Genomic DNA, 16282 nt, shown 5'->3' on the forward strand with positions numbered 1-16282 from the left:
TTAGTCTCAGCGAAACTGCTATTCATAAAATATTAGGCGTTTCCACCGGTTTCCAATCTGGAATAATCCCATAATATCAACAGTGTTGGACGATCCCATGCATCTTCAGGATCTCAAGAAGAAAACCCCAGCGGACCTTCTCTCGCTTGCCGAGGAAGTCGGCGTCGAAAACGCATCGAGCATGCGCAAACAGGATATGATGTTTGCCATTCTCAAACATCTTGCGGAAGACGATGTCGAAATCATGGGCGGCGGGGTCATTGAAATCCTGTCGGACGGTTTTGGCTTCCTCCGGAGCCCTGAGGCAAACTATCTGCCCGGCCCCGATGATATCTACGTAAGCCCGAGCCAGATCCGCCGTTTTGCCCTGCGTACCGGGGACACGATCGAAGGCCAAATCCGCGCGCCGAAGGATGGCGAGCGGTATTTTGCGCTTCTCAAAGTCTCCAAAATCAATTTCGACGAGCCGGAGAAAACCAAACACAAGGTTCACTTCGATAACCTGACGCCGCTATATCCGGATGAGAAGCTGAAGCTTGATCCCGATGATCCGACGGTGAAGGACAAAAGCCCGCGGGTCATTGACCTGGTCGCCCCGATCGGCAAGGGCCAGCGTGCGCTTATTGTCGCACCGCCCCGGACCGGTAAAACCGTGCTCCTGCAGAATATCGCCAAGTCGATCACGGCAAACCATCCGGAATGCTATCTGATCGTGCTTCTGATCGACGAACGTCCGGAGGAAGTGACCGACATGCAGCGCAGCGTGAAGGGTGAGGTTGTGTCCTCGACCTTTGATGAGCCTGCAAGCCGCCACGTCCAGGTCGCCGAGATGGTGATCGAGAAAGCCAAGCGTCTTGTCGAACACGGCAAGGATGTCGTGATCCTTCTCGACAGCATCACCCGCCTCGCGCGGGCCTACAACACCGTTGTGCCGTCTTCTGGCAAGGTCCTCACCGGTGGTGTCGACGCCAACGCGCTCCAGCGTCCGAAGCGTTTCTTCGGTGCCGCGCGGAATATCGAGGAAGGCGGATCGCTGTCGATCATCGCGACCGCGCTCATCGAGACCGGCAGCCGCATGGACGAAGTAATCTTCGAGGAATTCAAAGGCACCGGCAACAGCGAGATCATTCTCGACCGCAAGGTGGCAGACAAGCGCATCTTCCCGGCGATCGACATCCTCAAGTCCGGTACCCGGAAAGAGGAACTGCTGGTCGATCCGGCCACGCTGTCGAAAATGTGGGTGCTGCGCCGTATCCTCACGCCGATGGGCACGGTCGACGCCATGGAATTCCTGCTGTCCAAACTCAAGGATAGCAAAAACAATGACGATTTCTTCTCCAGCATGAACAACTGACGAAGAAATAGTAATGAAATCAAGGGCTTGCATTAAGATGCGAGCCCTTTTTCGTTTGGAGGATTTGCCAGGATGACAGGGACAATCAGGGCTTATGCAGCGGCGGACAAGGATGCGGTCCGGGATGTGATCCTGCCGATCCAGCGTGAGGAATTCGGCGTTGACATCACGTACGAGGACCAGCCGGACCTCGCCGATGTGCCCGGGTTTTACGGCAAGGGAAACGGTGGTTTCTGGGTCGCGGATATGGACGGGGATGTGGTTGGCACCATCGCGCTTATCGACATCGGGGACGGCCAGGGCGCGCTGCGCAAGATGTTCGTGAAGGCCGAATACCGCGGCCGCACGCATGGGATCGCCCAGCATCTGCTCGAAGGCCTGATTGCCCACGCGCGGGCGAGGGGCATGAAAACCATCCTCCTCGGCACGGTAGAAAGCTACCACGCCGCCCACCGTTTCTATGAAAAGAACGGCTTTGAACGCATTGAGGCCGAAGGCTTGCCGGCAAGCTTCCCGCGCATGGCGGTCGACACACGGTTTTACCGCCTGGCGCTTTAGTCCAATATATCAATGAGAAGACCGGCGAGTTCCGCCGGTGCTTCAAGCGGGATCATATGGCCGGTGGTGCCCTTGATCCGGTGAAGCGTGATCCGCTCGCTTTTGGCCGCCAGCTTTTCGATCGCGCCGATGGGCACAAGCGCGTCATCTTCCGCCATGATGAAATGAACCGGGAACGGCAGGTCCAGAAGGCCCGCCGCGATGTTCGGTCTTTCGATCGGCGCGATCAATTGGCGGATCAGCACCTCCTGGCCCAGGTCCCGCTCCATCGCGAGGATGGTGCCGGTGATGGCTTCATCGTCCAGATGGCTTTCATGGACAAACTGTTTGAGCCGGGCAGGCGACATGCCCTTGTAGGTAAGACGGGTCAACATCTCACCATTCCGTCGCCTGAGCGCCTTCTCAGCGTCCGTGAGGCCGTAAGGTGAGGCGGCGATGACCGTGAGGCTCTCGAACCGGTGAGGCGCACTGATGGCCGCTTCTATGGCCAAATAGCCACCGAGCGAAAAGCCGATAAGATGGCTAAGCGCCGGAGATTGGTCGAGCACGGCCTCGGCCATGTCCTCCATCGTCTCGGCAGCCGAATAATCACAGAACACAGGCTGACAGCCGGGCAGATGCGTGAGCATAGGCCGCCACAGGCGGTCGTCACACATGGTGCCAGGCACGAAGGTCAGGGGCAGGGCCATCATACGCCTTTAAGGAACCAGAATGGTCTGGCCGGTGGTTTGCCGGGCTTCCAGCGCCTTGTGCGCCTCAGCGGCATCCTTGAGGGCGAAGCGCTGGTTGATCGCGGGCTTGAGCGTGCCGTCCGCCAGGCGGGCGAAAACCGCATCGGTGGAGGCGACCAGGTCTTCGCGGCTGGCGACATAATCCATCAGCGTCGGGCGCGTCAGGAACAACGATCCTTTTTTGGAAAGCAGGCCCGGGTCAACAGGCGGCACCATCCCGGTGGCGTTCCCGAACGTGACCATCATGCCGCGGCGGGACAGGCAATCGAGCGACTTCATGAAGGTGGCCTTGCCGACGCCGTCATAGACAACGGGTACGCCTTTGCCGTCCGTGATCTCCATCACTTTGGCTTGGAAATCCTCATCCTTATACAGAATGGTGTGGGTGCAGCCGTTCGCGCGCGCGAGGGCGGCTTTTTCTTCGCTGCCGACCGTGCCTATGATCGTGACACCCTTGGCGCTCAGCCACTGGCAGGCGATGGTGCCAATGCCGCCCGCGGCGGCGTGCAACAGCACGGTGTCCCCCGGCTTTACCGGATAAAGCCGCTCAACGAGATATTCGACCGTGCAGCCTTTCAGGAAAAGCGCTGCAGCCGCTTCGTCGTTCACGCCTTCGGGAATTTTAACGAGGCGGCTTGCCGGCATCAGACGGGCTTCAGAATAGGCCCCCAACGGACCGGCCGGATAGCCGACCCGGTCGCCAACCTTAAGGTCAGTCACTCCCGCGCCGACGGCTTCAACCAGGCCGGCGGCTTCGAGGCCCAATATGGCGGGCAGGGAAATGGGGTATAGCCCGGTGCGGTGATAGGTGTCGATATAGTCGACGCCGATGGCTGTGTGGCGCACGCGAACCTGGCCTTCACCGGGGTCGCCGACCTCCGTTTCAATCCACTCGAGAACGTCAGGGCCGCCGGTTTCTGTAATCTGGATCGCGTGGGTCATGGCCTTCTCAGCCTTTCAGATTTTTTTCGAAAAACTCTTTCGTGCGGCTGTTGGCGAGGTTTGCTGCCTGGCCGTTCCAGTTGATGCCATCGGGCCGCGCGAAGGCATGATCGACCCCGGCATAGTCAAAAAGGCTGACAAGCGGGTGACCGTCGAGCCCCTTATGGATGCGGGCCTGGGCGTCCTTGTCGACAAAGCCGTCTTCCTCGGCGATATGCATCATCAGCGGCTTCTTGATGTTGCCGGCTTCGTCCAAGAGCGTGTCGATGCCGACACCATAATAGGAAACGCTGGCGTCAATATCCGTGCGCGCGGCGGTCATATAGGCTAGGCGTCCACCCAGGCAGTAGCCGACGGCGCCGACCTTGCCGCTGCAGCCGTCCATCGCGCGGACGACGTCGATGGTCGCGGCAATGTCCTCAATGCCTTTGTCCATGTCGAAGCCCTGCATGAGTGAGAAGGCCTTGTCCCACTCTTCCTTGCTTTTGTCGGTGATGTCGACACCGGGTTCCTGGCGCCAGAACAGGTCCGGGCAGATGGCGATATAGCCCTGGGCCGCGAGGTCATCGCTGATCTGGCGCATCCCGCCGTTGACCCCGAAAATTTCCTGGATCGCCACCACGGCCGGGCCGGTACCGCCTGCGGGCTTGGCGACATAGGCCTTGAAGCTGCCGCTGCCGTCGGTTGCTTGAATGTCGATATACTCAGCCATGGGTGATCTCCCTCAGGAATTGGATGGATTGGGGATTGGTTGAAGAGAGCCTAGTCAAGCGCGCCCGATTGCTCAAGCGCAATACCTTCCTCAACCGTCAGCGCACCTTCAAGGACCAGAAGCGCGCGTTTGGTTTGAAGCCCGCCTTCGCCGGAATAACCGCCGAGCTTACCGGCTGATGCTATCACACGGTGACAGGGCACCAAGATCGGGAGCGGGTTGCGGCCGCAGGCGCTGCCGACCGCTTGCGCGGACGATCCGATTTCTTTCGCGAGCTCGCCATAGGTGCGGGTTTCGCCGTAGGGGATCTGGCACATGGCCTGCCAGACTTTCTCCTGATGCTTTGTCCCCATCGGGTTGATCGGCAGGTCGAACTCGGTGAGCTCACCATCGAAATAAAGGTCGATCTGGCGCTTGGCTTCGCGGAGCAGGGGCGTCGGTTCCTGGAACGGACTCCAGCCCCAGTCGACCGCGATGATCGCGCCTTCAAGCTCGGTGAGTGTGATATCGATCACCGGGGTATGCATGGAAATCTGGGACATGGCCTGGTGTCCTGTCTAAAAGGTGGCACTTGCTTTGTCTGTTGCTATTGTGTCAGAAGGCCGGGCGCAAGCGGCAAGTGTGAAGGACACACGATTGTGCCTAGAAATCATCTGAAAATCATGAGGATGGCGGGTAAGCCGATGGAGACGATTTTTGCCCTTTCAAGCGGGGCCGGTGTGGCCGGTGTGGCGGTGGTGCGCCTGTCGGGTGACCGGGCTTTTGCCTGCCTTGAAGCGCTGACCGGCAAGCCCTTGCCGCCGGTCCGCAAGGCGGCGGTGCGGCTGCTGAAGGACCCTGAAAATGGGGCGCGGCTTGACCAGGCGCTTGTCCTTACCTTTGAAGGCCCGGCGAGCTTCACCGGTGAAGATGTCGTTGAACTGCACCTTCATGGCGGCCGGGCGGTGGTCGCCGGGGTGCTCGATGCGCTCGCCGCGATGGACGGTTTGCGCGTCGCCGAACCGGGTGAATTTTCCCGCCGGGCGTTCGAACACGGGAAGCTCGACCTTACCGAAGCCGAGGGCTTGAATGACCTGATCCATGCCCAAACCGCCGCGCAGCGTGAGCAGGCGCTCCGCCAGATGGATGGCGCGCTCAAGGATCTGTATGAGGATTGGCGCGGCCGGTTGGTCGCGCACCTCGCGCATCTGGAAGCCGACATCGATTTCCCGGACGAAGACCTGCCGGAAGGCGTGGCTGGCGCTGTTAGACCGCAAATATTGCGTCTTCGTGATGATATAGCACAATATCTTGTGGATGGACGCCGGGGTGAGGCACTGCGGGAAGGCTACCGCATCGTCATCCTGGGCGAACCCAATGCCGGCAAGTCCACGCTCCTGAATGCGCTCGCCCGGTCGGACGTCGCCATCGTTTCCGATGAGGCTGGCACCACGCGCGACAGCATCGAAGTCCAGCTCGACCTTGCCGGGTTCCCGGTGCGCTTGATCGATACCGCCGGCGTGCGCGAAGGCGGTGGTGCGATTGAGCAGGAAGGCATTCGCCGCGCACTCAAGAAAGCAGGGGAGGCGGATCTCAAGCTCATCCTCGTCCGCGCCGATGACTGGCCGGCTATCCCGGCAACGCTCAAGGATTGGGTCGATGAGCGTGCCTTCATCGTTATCACCCAGACGGACCGCGTCTCGATGTTTCACGTGAAACATGAGGATGTGCCGGTAGGCGTTGCCGGTTTCGCGGCTGTCTCCGCCAAGGCGGATCACGGCCTCGACGAGCTGTTCGATCATCTGACCGACACGGTGCGGGATGCCATGGGGCCGCGCGAAGTGCCGTCGCTCACCCGTGTGCGTCATCGGCGCGCGCTCGAAGAAGCGGTCGAGCATCTGATGCGGTTCGACCAGAATGCTGGCATCGATGCCGTGCTCGCCGCTGAAGACGTGCGCATGGCCGCCCGCGCGCTTGGCCGCATCACCGGCCGCGTCGGGGTCGAAGATGTGCTCGATGTGGTCTTCTCGGACTTCTGCATCGGTAAATGATCCGCGTGCATGTTTCACGTGAAACATCACAGGTGAAAGGGAGCGCGGCTTAACTTTGACTTAAAGGAAAAAGCCGATTATAGAGCAGCGTCCGAGACTGCCTCTGAAGCGGTTTCGGTATGATCTTTTAGGTTTGACGGAACGAGCGCATAATCATGACGAGCTATGATGTCATTGTTATCGGGGGTGGACACGCAGGCGCGGAAGCGGCGGCGGCCTCTGCGCGCGTGGGCGCGAAGACGCTCCTTGTCACCCACAAGCCGGAAACCATCGGCGAGATGTCCTGTAACCCGGCGATCGGCGGCCTCGGCAAGGGCCACCTGGTGCGGGAGATCGACGCACTCGACGGCGTCATGGGCCGGGTCGCGGACGCTTCCGGAATCCAGTTCAAGCTTCTCAACCAGCGCAAGGGTCCCGCAGTGCAGGGACCGCGCTGCCAGTCGGACCGCAAGCTGTACCGCGAAGCGATGCAGGCGACGCTCGGCGCTTACCCGAACCTCACTATCCTAGGTGCGGCGGTTGAGGACCTGATGGTCGACCGCACGGGTGACAAGCCGCGCGTGACCGGTGTTATCACCGCCGATGGCACCGAGATCAAAGCGGGCGCGGTGATCCTGACGACTGGGACATTCCTCCGCGGCCTCATCCATATCGGCGAGAAGAAAATCCCCGCGGGCCGCGTTGGCGAAGCGCCGGCGATGGGGCTCAGCGACACGCTGATGAGTATCGGCTTTGAGCTCGGCCGCCTCAAGACCGGTACACCCGCGCGTCTCGATGGCAGGACGATCAATTGGGCCGCGTGTGAGGAACAGCCGGGCGATACGCCGCCGGTGCCTTTCTCGTTCATGACCCGTGAAATCACTGTGCCGCAGATCAGCTGTTACATGACCCGCACGCTCGAGACCACCCATGCAGTGATCCGGGAGAACCTGCACCGGGCGCCGATGTATTCCGGCCAGATCGACAGCAAGGGCCCGCGCTATTGCCCGTCGATCGAGGACAAGGTTGTCCGCTTCGCTGACAAGACCAGCCACCAGGTGTTCCTGGAACCCGAGGGCCTCGATGACCACACGGTCTATCCGAACGGCATTTCGACCAGCCTGCCGGAAGAGGTGCAGGAGCAACTGATCCGCTCCATCCCCGGGCTCGAGAATGTCACCATCATCCGCCCGGGCTATGCGATTGAATATGACTATATCGACCCGCGCGAGCTGAAGCCGACATTGGAGACCCGCCGGGCCGATGGCCTCTATCTCGCGGGCCAGATCAACGGCACCACGGGCTATGAGGAAGCGGCGGCGCAAGGCCTGATGGCGGGTGCGAACGCCGCGCGCGCGACCGGTGGTTCCGCGCCTTTCATCCTCGACCGCGCCGATGCTTATATCGGGGTGATGATCGATGACCTGGTCACCCAGGGCACGCGGGAGCCATACCGTATGTTCACGAGCCGGGCGGAATACCGCCTGCTCTTGCGTGCGGATAATGCCGACCAGCGGCTGACTGAAAAGGGCGAGGCTGTCGGGCTTGTCGGGACCGAACGGTCTGATGCCTACGCGCTCAAGAAAGCTGCACTGATGGCGGGCAGGGCGAAGCTGCATGGTGTGTCGCTCACGCCCAATGAAGCGGTGAAGCACGGCCTGAAGATCAATCAGGACGGTATCCGCCGGGACGGCGAAACCCTGCTGGCCTTCAATGATATTGATTACGCCAAGCTGCAGACGATCTGGCCGGAGGAGCTTTCGGGCGTTGACGCGGCGACGGTGAAACAGCTTGAAATCGACGCCATGTATAAAAGCTATCTGGAACGCCAGGCGCAGGACGTTGCCGCCTTCCGCCGTGACGAAGCGCTGGAGATTCCGGAAAGCCTGGACTTCGACAGCGTCATTGGCCTTTCCAATGAAATGCGTGAGAAATTCAAAGCGGCCCGGCCGACCACGCTGGGGGCTGCGGCCCGGATCGCGGGGGTGACCCCGGCGGCGCTTACGCTCATCCTCGGGCACATCAAAAAGCGCAAGGCCGCCTGAACGGACAGTGATGTATGACCTATGGTCCCGATGAGTTTGCCGCAGAAACCCATGTTTCACGTGAAACACTCGACAAGCTGAAAATCTACGCCAGGCTTCTGGCTAAGTGGCAGAAGGCGAAAAATCTTGTCGCCAATTCGACCATCGAAGCCATGTGGCAGCGCCATTTCCTCGATTCGGCCCAGATGGCCCCGCACCTCAAATCGGTGTTCGGGGACAGGAAACTGACCATGCTGGATATCGGTTCTGGCGCCGGTTTTCCCGGTCTTGTCCTCGCGATCATGGGTGTGGGCCATGCCCATATGGTTGAAGCGAACGGACGCAAATGCATTTTCATGGGCCAGGTTTCACGTGAAACATCGGCCGAAGCGACCATCCATAATGTCAGAATCGAGGAAATCGAGCCGTTTCCAGTGGATGTTGTGATATCCCGGGCATGTGCGCGTGTCAGCCAACTGCTCGATTGGGCGGCGCCTTTCCTGTCGGATACCACAGAAATGTGGCTCCTGAAGGGGGAAGGGGCGGATGAGGAATTGACCGAAGCGCAAAGCTGTTGGAAGATGACGGTAGACCGTTATGGAAGCCTTTCGGACCCGGGTGGGGTGGTTCTCAGGCTTTCTGGCATAAAAAAGCTATAACAGTTTGTTTTGGGGGCACTTCTTCTGCCCACCCGAAGGGAGTGACGGGATGCAGCACGGGGCTGGCGCACATATCATTGCCGTAGCCAATCAAAAAGGCGGAGTCGGCAAAACCACCACCGCAATTAACCTGGCAACCGCGATGGCCGCGGTCAAAAAGAGGGTCCTGATCCTCGATCTCGACCCACAGGGTAACGCCAGCACCGGCTTCGGCATCAACCGCCACAACCGCGAAATCACCTCCTATGATGTGGTTCTGGGCGCGGCGCCGCTCGATGATGCGGTCATGCCCACGGAAGTGCCTGGGCTTTCGATCGTGCCGTCGACTGTCGACCTGTCCGGCGCCGACCTTGAGCTGGCCGAGCTGCCGCACCGAAATTTCCGTCTGCGCTATGCGCTTGAAAAAGCCCAGGCGCGTGAGACATATGACTATATTCTCATTGATTGCCCGCCGTCCTTGTCGCTCCTGACCATCAATGCGCTGGTGGCGGCCGATTCTGTTCTGGTGCCGCTCCAGTGTGAGTTTTTCGCGCTCGAAGGTCTCAGCCTGCTTCTGAGAACGGTTGAGCAGGTACGCGAAAGCCTCAACCCGCACCTCACCATCAACGGTGTCGTGCTGACCATGTTCGACAAGCGCAACAACCTGTCCGACCAGGTGGCGGGCGATGTGCGCGACTATCTGGGCGACAAGGTCTATAAAACTGTGATTCCGCGTAATGTGCGCATTTCCGAGGCGCCAAGCCACGGCAAACCGGCGCTTCTGTATGATCACCGCTGCGTTGGCAGCCAGGCTTATATCAAGCTCGCGCGGGAGCTTCTTGGCCGTGACCGCAAGGTTGCTGCATAAGTCAATAAAAACAATAAGTTAGGGTATGTTGTTATGGTAAAAACAGTCCGTAAAGGCTTGGGGAAGGGCCTGTCCGCTCTGCTGGCTGACGATCGGCCGCCGCTTGAGGGACAGGATATCTCGATCGGGAAACCGACAGCGTCTGGCTCTGGTCGCCGCCACTTGCCGATTGAATTCCTCGAACGCAATGCCGCCCAGCCGCGCCGTCATTTTGACGAAGCCGCGATTGGTGAGCTGGCCGCGTCGATCAAGGACAAGGGGCTGTTGCAGCCGATCCTGGTGCGGGAGGTTGGCCCCGAACGTTATCAGATCGTCGCAGGCGAACGCCGCTGGCGCGCGGCCCAGAAGGCAGGCATCCACGAAGTCCCTGTCGTCGTGCGGGAACTGACGGACAGTGAAGTCCTTGAGATCGCCATTATCGAGAATATCCAGCGTCAGGACCTGACCGCGATCGAGGAAGCCCTCGGGTTCAGGGCGCTGATGGAAGAATTCGGCCACACCCAGGAAGCGGTGGCCGAGCTTGTCGGCAAAAGCCGCAGCCATGTCACAAACCTGATGCGTCTCCTGACCTTGCCTGAAAAGGTTCAGGTCATGGTGGAAGCTGCGGAGCTTTCCATGGGCCATGCCCGGGCACTCATCGGGGCCGAGGATCCGGTTGCCCTGGCGCAGCGTATCGTGCGGGAGGGCCTGAGCGTCCGCCAGACCGAGGCGCTCGCCAATGAAGCCAAGGGCAAGGTAAAGCGCGAGCCGCGTCCGGGCGGCAGCGGATCTGGCAAGAAGAAGGATGCCGATACCGTCGCGCTGGAGAAAGACCTCAGCGCTGCGACCGGCCTCAAGGTGTCCATCGACCATGAAGGTGAAGGCGGCCGTGTGACCATTGTGTACGAAACGCTTGAGGAGCTGGACGAGCTGTGCTCGAAACTGGGCGTTTGCGGCTTCTGATAAACCCCGCAGGTTAAAATGCAAAAGGCCCGGCAATGCGACCGGGCCTTTTTATAACATATTGATATTACTGGCTATTTATCGATTTTCCATTCAATCGCGTTCCAGATGTCAGCCTCCAGCTTCACATCATCGAAGCGGTTGATCGCCAGAATACCGGTCGGTGAGGTGACGTTGACTTCGGTCAGCCAGCCGTCGATCACATCGATACCGACGAAAATCAGCCCCAGCCGCTTGAGTTCGGGGCCAAGCCGGTTACAGATTTCCTTCTCCCGTGGCGTCAGGTCGGACTTTTCCGCCCGACCGCCAGCCACCAGGTTCGACCGGACTTCGCCGCGCGCGGGTACGCGGTTGATGGCGCCGAGCGGTTCACCGTCGATCAGGATAATGCGCTTGTCGCCTTCGCGGACTTGCGGCAGGAAACGCTGCACCATCACGGGTTCCCGGCTCAGGTTGGTGAACATTTCCATCAGGCTGCTGAGGTTGGAATCGTCCGTCTTCAGGTGGAAAATGCCTTCGCCGCCGTTGCCATAAAGCGGTTTGACGATGATTTCGCCATGTTCCTTGCGGAAAGCCTGCACTTCATCGAGCCGGCGAGTGATCAGGGTCGGGGGCATCAGGTCGGCGAATTTGGTGACGAACAGCTTTTCGGGCGCGTTCCTGACCGAAACCGGGTCATTGACCACCAGCGTGCCGGGCTGCACCAGTTCAAGCAGGTGGGTCGCGGTGATATAGGCCATGTCAAACGGTGGGTCCTGGCGCATCAGCACCACGTCCATATCGCTGATGTCGATAATCTCCGGATCGCCGAAGCTATAGTGATTATCCTTCTCCTGCCGCACGATCATGCGGTGGGCCCGGGCAACCACCTGGCCGTGGCGGTAGCTCAGGTCCTCCGGCAGATAGTGCCACAGCGTATGGCCGCGGGCCTGGGCCTCGAGCGCGAGCGCGAAGCTGCTGTCGCCTTCGATATTGATGCCGTGCATCGGGTCCATCTGGATCGCGACCTTGAGGGACTGTGCTGTCATAATGGTTTGGCCTTTTTAAACGGCGCCCGGAGGATGGGCGGCTTGCTGATCGTTTTTGTTAATACCCGGTTGGGCGCCAGGCGTCCATGATATGGGCGGGCAGGCGCCAGGGTACAATGGCGATAACATCAAATCTTAGCGAGAAAACGCCTTGGGGCTGCCTTGCGAGCCATTCGCTGGCGGCGCGCTCGATACGCTGGCGCTGGGTCGTGCTGATGGCCTCAAGGGCGGTTTCACGTCTTGCGCGCGCCTTGACCTCGACAATGGCAATCCGCCTACCGCGCCGTGCGATGAGGTCAATTTCCCCGGTGCGGCCCCGGAAGCGCCGCGCGACAATATGGTAGCCTTTAAGGCTGAGCCACGCCGCCGCGAGGGTTTCGGCCCGGCGTCCGCGTCTTTCCGCGTCTTTCCGTTTCTCGCTCATCCGTCCCTTGCACCTGTAAGCTCAAGCGCCTTGTTATATATGTCTTTTTTTCGTTCACCGGTGAGTTCTGCGACAAAGGCTGCAGCCGATTTCACGCTCATATGTTCAAGGGATACTTTAAGAAGCTTCTCGGTTTCAAATTCAGTCGTTCCAGACGACTTATGTTTTTCACCGGCGCCGATGACCACGACGACTTCCCCTTTCGGGGACCCGGCTTCGGCATAATGGGCGGATAGTTCCTCAAGCGTGCCGCGCCGGACTTCCTCGAACTTTTTGGTCAGTTCCCGGCACACGGCGGCGGGGCGGGGGCCCAGAGACGCATAGGCATCTTTAAGGCAGTCGGGCAGGCGTTTGGCGCTTTCATAGAAAACCAGGCTGGCGGGTGTGTGTTCTTCCCCCGTGAACCAGGTCTGACGGGCTTGGCTTTTCACCGGCGGAAAGCCCATGAACAGAAACCTGTCTGTCGGCAGACCGGCGAGCGACAGCGCGGTAATAGCTGCGCACGGCCCAGGGATTGAGGTGACGAAATGGCCGGCATCCTGGGCTTCGGCGACCAGCTTGAAGCCCGGGTCGGAGATCAGCGGCGTGCCTGCATCGGAGACAAGAGCCACGCTTTTGCCTTCCGCGATGGCGGCCAGAAGCTTCGGCCGCTGGTGGGCACCATTGTGCTCATGATAGGGCAGAAGCGGCTTTTTGATGAGGTAGGCGGTCAAAAGCTTGGCGGTAAGCCGCGTGTCCTCGCAGGCGATCATATCGACATTCGATAGCACGTGGCGGGCGCGGCTGCTGATATCGGCGAGGTTGCCGATCGGCGTCGCGACCACATAAAGGCCGGAGACAATTTTTTGGTCGCACCTGATTTCAGCCATCTTTTATGTCCATGTTTGCAATAATTTACACCGTGGGTATTTCCCGATAGGGTGCAGCCCGGATAGGGTGTAAAGGAACTTAACCCCAGCCACAAAACACCAAGGTCGGACATGGTTGCAAGAGGCATCGGACATTTCCTGCAAAAGCTGCTGATTTTCGCGGGTCTTATCATGCTTTCTGCTTGTGGCCCGGAAACGCCGCCGCCCTCGGCTCGGGTGTCAGCGCCTGAAAAGGCGGCAGCTTCCCAGACGACAAGATCAGACCAAGCGGCGCCGGCGGATGTCACTGCTCCTTCTGAAGCGTCTTTCAAGGTGGCGATCCTGCTGCCGCTTTCCGGTCCCGAACGGGATGCCGGGTCTGCGCTTTTGAAGGCGGCGGCGATGGCGCTTTTCGACGCCTATGACCCGCGGATCAGCTTGATGCCGTTCGATACCAAGGGCGACCCGGCCGGGGCGGCTGACGCGGCCCGGAAGGCTGTTGATTCCGGCGCGCAGATCGTGCTTGGTCCGCTGTTGGGGGACAATGTGCGCGCGGCGGGGGAGGTGCTTACGCCTCTCCATATCCCGCTTCTTGGGTTTTCGAATGACAGCCGGGTCGCGGCGCCCGGCCGCTATATCCTTGGTTTTCTGCCGGAAACCGAAATCCAGCGCGTGATCGACTATACCACCAGCAAGGGCCTGGAACGCTATGCGGCGCTGCTGCCCGAAGGCCTTTATGGCGATAGGGTCCGCGCGGCGTTCGGGGATGCGGTCTCGGCAGGTGGCGGCCAGATCATGGCGATGGAAAGTTATCCCCCGGACGCGAAAGAGGCGGAAGAGCCGATCAAGGCGCTCGCGCGGTATGACGCCCGGCGCCGGGCGCTCAGGAGCGAGGTGCGGTTTTTGCGGTCGCTCGACGATGACATGACCGATGAAGTCGCGGAAAACCTTGAAAAGGCTGAGAAGCTGGACCCAGTCCCCTATGACGTGGTGCTGGTGCCGGAAGGTGGGTCGCTCTTGAGGACCGTGGCGACGCTCCTGTCCTTTTATGAGGTTGACCCCGACAAGGTGAAATATATCGGCACAGGGCTGTGGAACGACCCTGCGATCCTGAAGGAACCGTCCCTGCAGGGTGGTTGGTTCGCGGCCCCCGATCCTGAAAAACCGTCTGCCTTCATGGCCCGGTTCCAGAAAATGTATGACGAGACCCCGCCGCGCATTACCACCATCGCCTATGATGCCATGAGCCTGGTGGCGACGCTGGCGCGCGGCTGGAGCGGTAAGGCGGACGACAATCCCTTTGATGCCAAATACTTAACGGACGAACACGGTTTCTCAGGCGTTGATGGCCTGTTCCGGCTGCAGCCGGATGGTCTGAACGAACGGGCGCTGGCGATTTTGGAGGTCGCGAAAGACGGCTTCCATGTGGTCGACCCGGCCGAGACGGCGTTCCCGGCGTTTGGCTTTTCGCTCAGGCAAGCAGTTTCCCAAGGAGATAATTGAGAAGCGGCCGCCCCTTGGGGGTGAGCGCAAGGCGGGAGCCTGACTGTTGCAGGTAGCCGCCTGCCGTCAGCTCCTGCAACATTTCCGCGTTTATTACTGTTGCCGCTGCAACACCGAAGCGGTTTTCGAGCGCTTTCAGGTCAATCCCCTCCATGAGCCTGAGGCCCATCATCAAAGCTTCGACCATCCGATCTTCCGCTAAGACGGTTTCGATGTCTTGGGTGCCATGACCATGGGCGCGGACGGAGGCGAGCCAATCTTCCGGGCGTTTGATCTGCGCGGTCGCCGATGCGGCGCCGAAATCAGGGTGCGGGGCGCGGCCATGGGCGCCGGGGCCGATGCCGAGATAGAAATCCCCCTGCCAATAGGACAGATTGTGGCGCGATTCCTCGCCCGGCCGGGCGTGGTTCGAGATTTCGTAGGCGGGGAGCCCGGCTTTGTCGGTCATCTCCAGCGTGAGGTCATAAAGCGCGGCGGCTTCGTCTTCATCCGGTAGGGTGAATTTCCCGCGCTGGAACTGGTGGTAGAAGGCGGTGCCTTCCTCGATGGTCAGCTGATAGAGTGACAGGTGGCTCATGCCGAAAGCCAGCGCTTCGGAAAGCTCCTGCCGCCAGTCAGTAAGGCTTTGGCCAGGACGGGCATAGATCAAGTCGAAGCTGGCGCGGCCAAAATTGTCCCGCGCGACTTCTAAAGCCTTCAGGGCTTCTTCGACAGTATGCAGGCGGCCAAGAAACTGGAGTGCGTCATCCCTCAGCGACTGGATGCCGATCGAAAGCCGGTTGACCCCAGCCTGCCGGTAAGCCCGGAAGCGCCCGGCTTCAACGCTCGACGGGTTGGCTTCCAGCGTGATCTCGATCTCGCTTTCGGGGGCCCAGGCGGAACGGACCTCATCGATCACCGCGGCGACGGTGTCCGGCTCCATCAGGCTCGGGGTGCCGCCGCCAAAAAAGATCGAACTGGCTTTCAGGTTGGGGTAAAGCCCGGTGAAATGGCGGATTTCAGTCACGAGTGCATTCCGCCAGTCAGCGTGGGAGATTTCATCCCGCACATGGCTGTTGAAGTCGCAGTAAGGGCATTTCTTCAGGCAGAAGGGCCAATGCACATAAATGGCGGCCGGCCCTTCGTGCGGGCTGGCGGGAAGCGCGGGCGCTTCCACGTCAGGCCTGTTTGAAGCAGGCATCGATCAACTGCCGGAAGGCGTTCGCCCGGTGGCTCATGGCGTGTTTGGCCTGGGGTTCCATTTCGGCGAAGGTGATGTCATGGCCTTCGGGGATGAAGACGGGGTCATAGCCGAAGCCCTTGTCGCCGCGCATCGGCCAGGTGAGCGTGCCGAACACCTTGCCCTCGAAGCTTTCCATATGGCCGTCGGGCCAGGCGAGCGTGAGCGCGCAGGTGAAATTGGCGCTTTTGTCCGGGTTGTCGCCCAGGCGGTCATGCACCAGCTGCATCGCGAGGGTGAAGTCTTTTTCGGGCCCGGCCCAGCGTGCGCTATAGATGCCCGGCGCGCCGTCAAGTCCGGCGACCTCAAGCCCGCTGTCGTCCGCAAGCGCGGGCAGGCCGGAGGCTTTGGCGGCGGCGAGCGCCTTGATCTCGGCGTTGGCGATGAAGGTGGTGCCGTCCTCGACCGGCTCCGGCAGGCCAAGGTCCCCGGCGGAGACGGTCTCAACGCCGAACGGCGCCAGAAGCTCGCCGATTTCGCGG

16 protein-coding genes and 1 pseudogene are annotated in these 16282 nt (G+C 60.4%); 8 read left to right on the forward strand and 9 right to left on the reverse strand.

The window, feature by feature from the left end; genetic code table 11:
- Positions 1–97 precede the first annotated feature (97 nt).
- Together rho and K6118_RS12290 are read left to right on the forward strand one after the other, a co-directional pair.
- Positions 98–1354: a transcription termination factor Rho gene (gene rho / locus K6118_RS12285; RefSeq protein ID WP_247120659.1), complete on the forward strand. Its 1257-nt coding sequence runs from the start codon at positions 98–100 to the stop codon at positions 1352–1354.
- 72 nt (positions 1355–1426) lie between these two features.
- The gene (locus K6118_RS12290) at positions 1427–1912 is read left to right on the forward strand and encodes a GNAT family N-acetyltransferase (RefSeq protein WP_247120660.1); all 486 of its coding nucleotides are present in this window, start codon (positions 1427–1429) and stop codon (positions 1910–1912) included.
- On the opposite strand, the gene K6118_RS12295 is transcribed toward K6118_RS12290, so the two are convergent.
- The 4 genes from K6118_RS12295 to K6118_RS12310 are packed head-to-tail and all read right to left on the reverse strand — an operon-like array spanning position 1909 to position 4839.
- A complete protein-coding gene (locus K6118_RS12295; RefSeq protein ID WP_247120661.1) occupies positions 1909–2604 on the reverse strand; it encodes an alpha/beta fold hydrolase in 696 nt (231 codons plus the stop codon). The genes K6118_RS12290 and K6118_RS12295 overlap by 4 nt on opposite strands.
- A gap of 6 nt (positions 2605–2610) precedes the next feature.
- A complete protein-coding gene (locus tag K6118_RS12300; protein WP_247120662.1) occupies positions 2611–3585 on the reverse strand; it encodes a quinone oxidoreductase family protein in 975 nt (324 codons plus the stop codon).
- 7 nt (positions 3586–3592) lie between these two features.
- Positions 3593–4297, reverse strand: coding sequence for a dienelactone hydrolase family protein (locus tag K6118_RS12305; RefSeq protein ID WP_247120663.1), 705 nt, complete (start codon positions 4295–4297; stop codon positions 3593–3595).
- Positions 4298–4347: 50 nt separating this feature from the next.
- The gene (locus tag K6118_RS12310) at positions 4348–4839 is read right to left on the reverse strand and encodes a methylated-DNA--[protein]-cysteine S-methyltransferase (protein ID WP_247120664.1); all 492 of its coding nucleotides are present in this window, start codon (positions 4837–4839) and stop codon (positions 4348–4350) included.
- Positions 4840–4980: 141 nt separating this feature from the next.
- Between K6118_RS12310 and mnmE the strand changes: the two genes are divergently transcribed.
- The 5 genes from mnmE to K6118_RS12335 all read left to right on the forward strand — a co-directional run bounded on the left by mnmE (position 4981) and on the right by K6118_RS12335 (position 10778).
- Positions 4981–6327 carry a tRNA uridine-5-carboxymethylaminomethyl(34) synthesis GTPase MnmE gene (gene mnmE, locus K6118_RS12315; RefSeq protein WP_247120665.1) on the forward strand — a complete coding sequence of 449 codons (1347 nt, stop codon included), beginning with the start codon at positions 4981–4983 and terminating at the stop codon, positions 6325–6327.
- 155 nt (positions 6328–6482) lie between these two features.
- Positions 6483–8351 carry a tRNA uridine-5-carboxymethylaminomethyl(34) synthesis enzyme MnmG gene (mnmG, locus tag K6118_RS12320; RefSeq protein ID WP_247120666.1) on the forward strand — a complete coding sequence of 623 codons (1869 nt, stop codon included), beginning with the start codon at positions 6483–6485 and terminating at the stop codon, positions 8349–8351.
- Positions 8352–8365: 14 nt separating this feature from the next.
- The gene (gene rsmG / locus K6118_RS12325; RefSeq protein WP_247120667.1) at positions 8366–8989 is read left to right on the forward strand and encodes a 16S rRNA (guanine(527)-N(7))-methyltransferase RsmG; all 624 of its coding nucleotides are present in this window, start codon (positions 8366–8368) and stop codon (positions 8987–8989) included.
- 49 nt (positions 8990–9038) lie between these two features.
- Positions 9039–9836 (forward strand): ParA family protein, encoded by a 798-nt coding sequence (locus K6118_RS12330; protein WP_247120668.1) that lies wholly within the window; start codon positions 9039–9041, stop codon positions 9834–9836.
- 33 nt (positions 9837–9869) lie between these two features.
- Positions 9870–10778, forward strand: a complete 909-nt coding sequence (locus K6118_RS12335; protein WP_247120669.1) for a ParB/RepB/Spo0J family partition protein — start codon at positions 9870–9872, stop codon at positions 10776–10778.
- A gap of 74 nt (positions 10779–10852) precedes the next feature.
- Here K6118_RS12335 and gshB read toward each other — a convergent pair whose 3' ends face one another.
- Genes gshB through rsmI form a run of 3 tightly spaced genes read right to left on the reverse strand, consistent with a single transcriptional unit; the run spans position 10853 to position 13099 of the window.
- Positions 10853–11806, reverse strand: a complete 954-nt coding sequence (gene gshB, locus K6118_RS12340) for a glutathione synthase (protein ID WP_247120670.1) — start codon at positions 11804–11806, stop codon at positions 10853–10855.
- A 58-nt stretch (positions 11807–11864) separates the two neighbouring features.
- A complete protein-coding gene (locus tag K6118_RS12345) occupies positions 11865–12230 on the reverse strand; it encodes a YraN family protein (protein ID WP_247120671.1) in 366 nt (121 codons plus the stop codon).
- Positions 12227–13099, reverse strand: coding sequence for a 16S rRNA (cytidine(1402)-2'-O)-methyltransferase (gene rsmI, locus K6118_RS12350; RefSeq protein ID WP_247120672.1), 873 nt, complete (start codon positions 13097–13099; stop codon positions 12227–12229). The genes K6118_RS12345 and rsmI overlap by 4 nt, the downstream gene beginning before the upstream one ends.
- A gap of 312 nt (positions 13100–13411) precedes the next feature.
- Here rsmI and K6118_RS12355 point away from each other — a divergent pair, with 312 nt between their 5' ends.
- A complete protein-coding gene (locus K6118_RS12355) occupies positions 13412–14581 on the forward strand; it encodes a penicillin-binding protein activator (RefSeq protein WP_425531549.1) in 1170 nt (389 codons plus the stop codon).
- Here K6118_RS12355 and hemW read toward each other — a convergent pair.
- Complete coding sequence (gene hemW / locus K6118_RS12360; RefSeq protein WP_247120674.1) at positions 14550–15761, reverse strand: radical SAM family heme chaperone HemW; 1212 nt, start codon at positions 15759–15761, stop codon at positions 14550–14552. The two genes, K6118_RS12355 and hemW, sit on opposite strands and share 32 nt — an antisense overlap.
- Positions 15739–16266 (reverse strand): annotated as a pseudogene (locus K6118_RS12365) (non-canonical purine NTP pyrophosphatase); the annotation flags it as partial. The gene hemW and the pseudogene K6118_RS12365, both read right to left, overlap by 23 nt.
- Between the last annotated feature and the right edge of the window lie 16 nt (positions 16267–16282).

Origin of the sequence: Kordiimonas marina (assembly GCF_023006325.1) — a bacterium.
In the GTDB taxonomy this organism is placed as follows: domain Bacteria; phylum Pseudomonadota; class Alphaproteobacteria; order Sphingomonadales; family Kordiimonadaceae; genus Kordiimonas; species Kordiimonas marina.

Excerpts from the sequence above, each read along its gene's own strand:
- mnmE (WP_247120665.1), top strand. The coding sequence starts at position 4,981 with ATGGAGACGATTTTTGCCCTTTCAAGCGGGGCCGGTGTGGCCGGTGTG.
- hemW (WP_247120674.1), bottom strand. The coding sequence starts at position 15,761 with ATGCCTGCTTCAAACAGGCCTGACGTGGAAGCGCCCGCGCTTCCCGCC.
- gshB (WP_247120670.1), bottom strand. The coding sequence starts at position 11,806 with ATGACAGCACAGTCCCTCAAGGTCGCGATCCAGATGGACCCGATGCAC.
- K6118_RS12330 (WP_247120668.1), top strand. The coding sequence starts at position 9,039 with ATGCAGCACGGGGCTGGCGCACATATCATTGCCGTAGCCAATCAAAAA.
- rho (WP_247120659.1), top strand. The coding sequence starts at position 98 with ATGCATCTTCAGGATCTCAAGAAGAAAACCCCAGCGGACCTTCTCTCG.
- mnmG (WP_247120666.1), top strand. The coding sequence starts at position 6,483 with ATGACGAGCTATGATGTCATTGTTATCGGGGGTGGACACGCAGGCGCG.
- K6118_RS12335 (WP_247120669.1), top strand. The coding sequence starts at position 9,870 with ATGGTAAAAACAGTCCGTAAAGGCTTGGGGAAGGGCCTGTCCGCTCTG.
- K6118_RS12345 (WP_247120671.1), bottom strand. The coding sequence starts at position 12,230 with ATGAGCGAGAAACGGAAAGACGCGGAAAGACGCGGACGCCGGGCCGAA.
- K6118_RS12290 (WP_247120660.1), top strand. The coding sequence starts at position 1,427 with ATGACAGGGACAATCAGGGCTTATGCAGCGGCGGACAAGGATGCGGTC.
- rsmI (WP_247120672.1), bottom strand. The coding sequence starts at position 13,099 with ATGGCTGAAATCAGGTGCGACCAAAAAATTGTCTCCGGCCTTTATGTG.
- K6118_RS12300 (WP_247120662.1), bottom strand. The coding sequence starts at position 3,585 with ATGACCCACGCGATCCAGATTACAGAAACCGGCGGCCCTGACGTTCTC.
- rsmG (WP_247120667.1), top strand. The coding sequence starts at position 8,366 with ATGACCTATGGTCCCGATGAGTTTGCCGCAGAAACCCATGTTTCACGT.
- K6118_RS12295 (WP_247120661.1), bottom strand. The coding sequence starts at position 2,604 with ATGATGGCCCTGCCCCTGACCTTCGTGCCTGGCACCATGTGTGACGAC.
- K6118_RS12305 (WP_247120663.1), bottom strand. The coding sequence starts at position 4,297 with ATGGCTGAGTATATCGACATTCAAGCAACCGACGGCAGCGGCAGCTTC.
- K6118_RS12310 (WP_247120664.1), bottom strand. The coding sequence starts at position 4,839 with ATGTCCCAGATTTCCATGCATACCCCGGTGATCGATATCACACTCACC.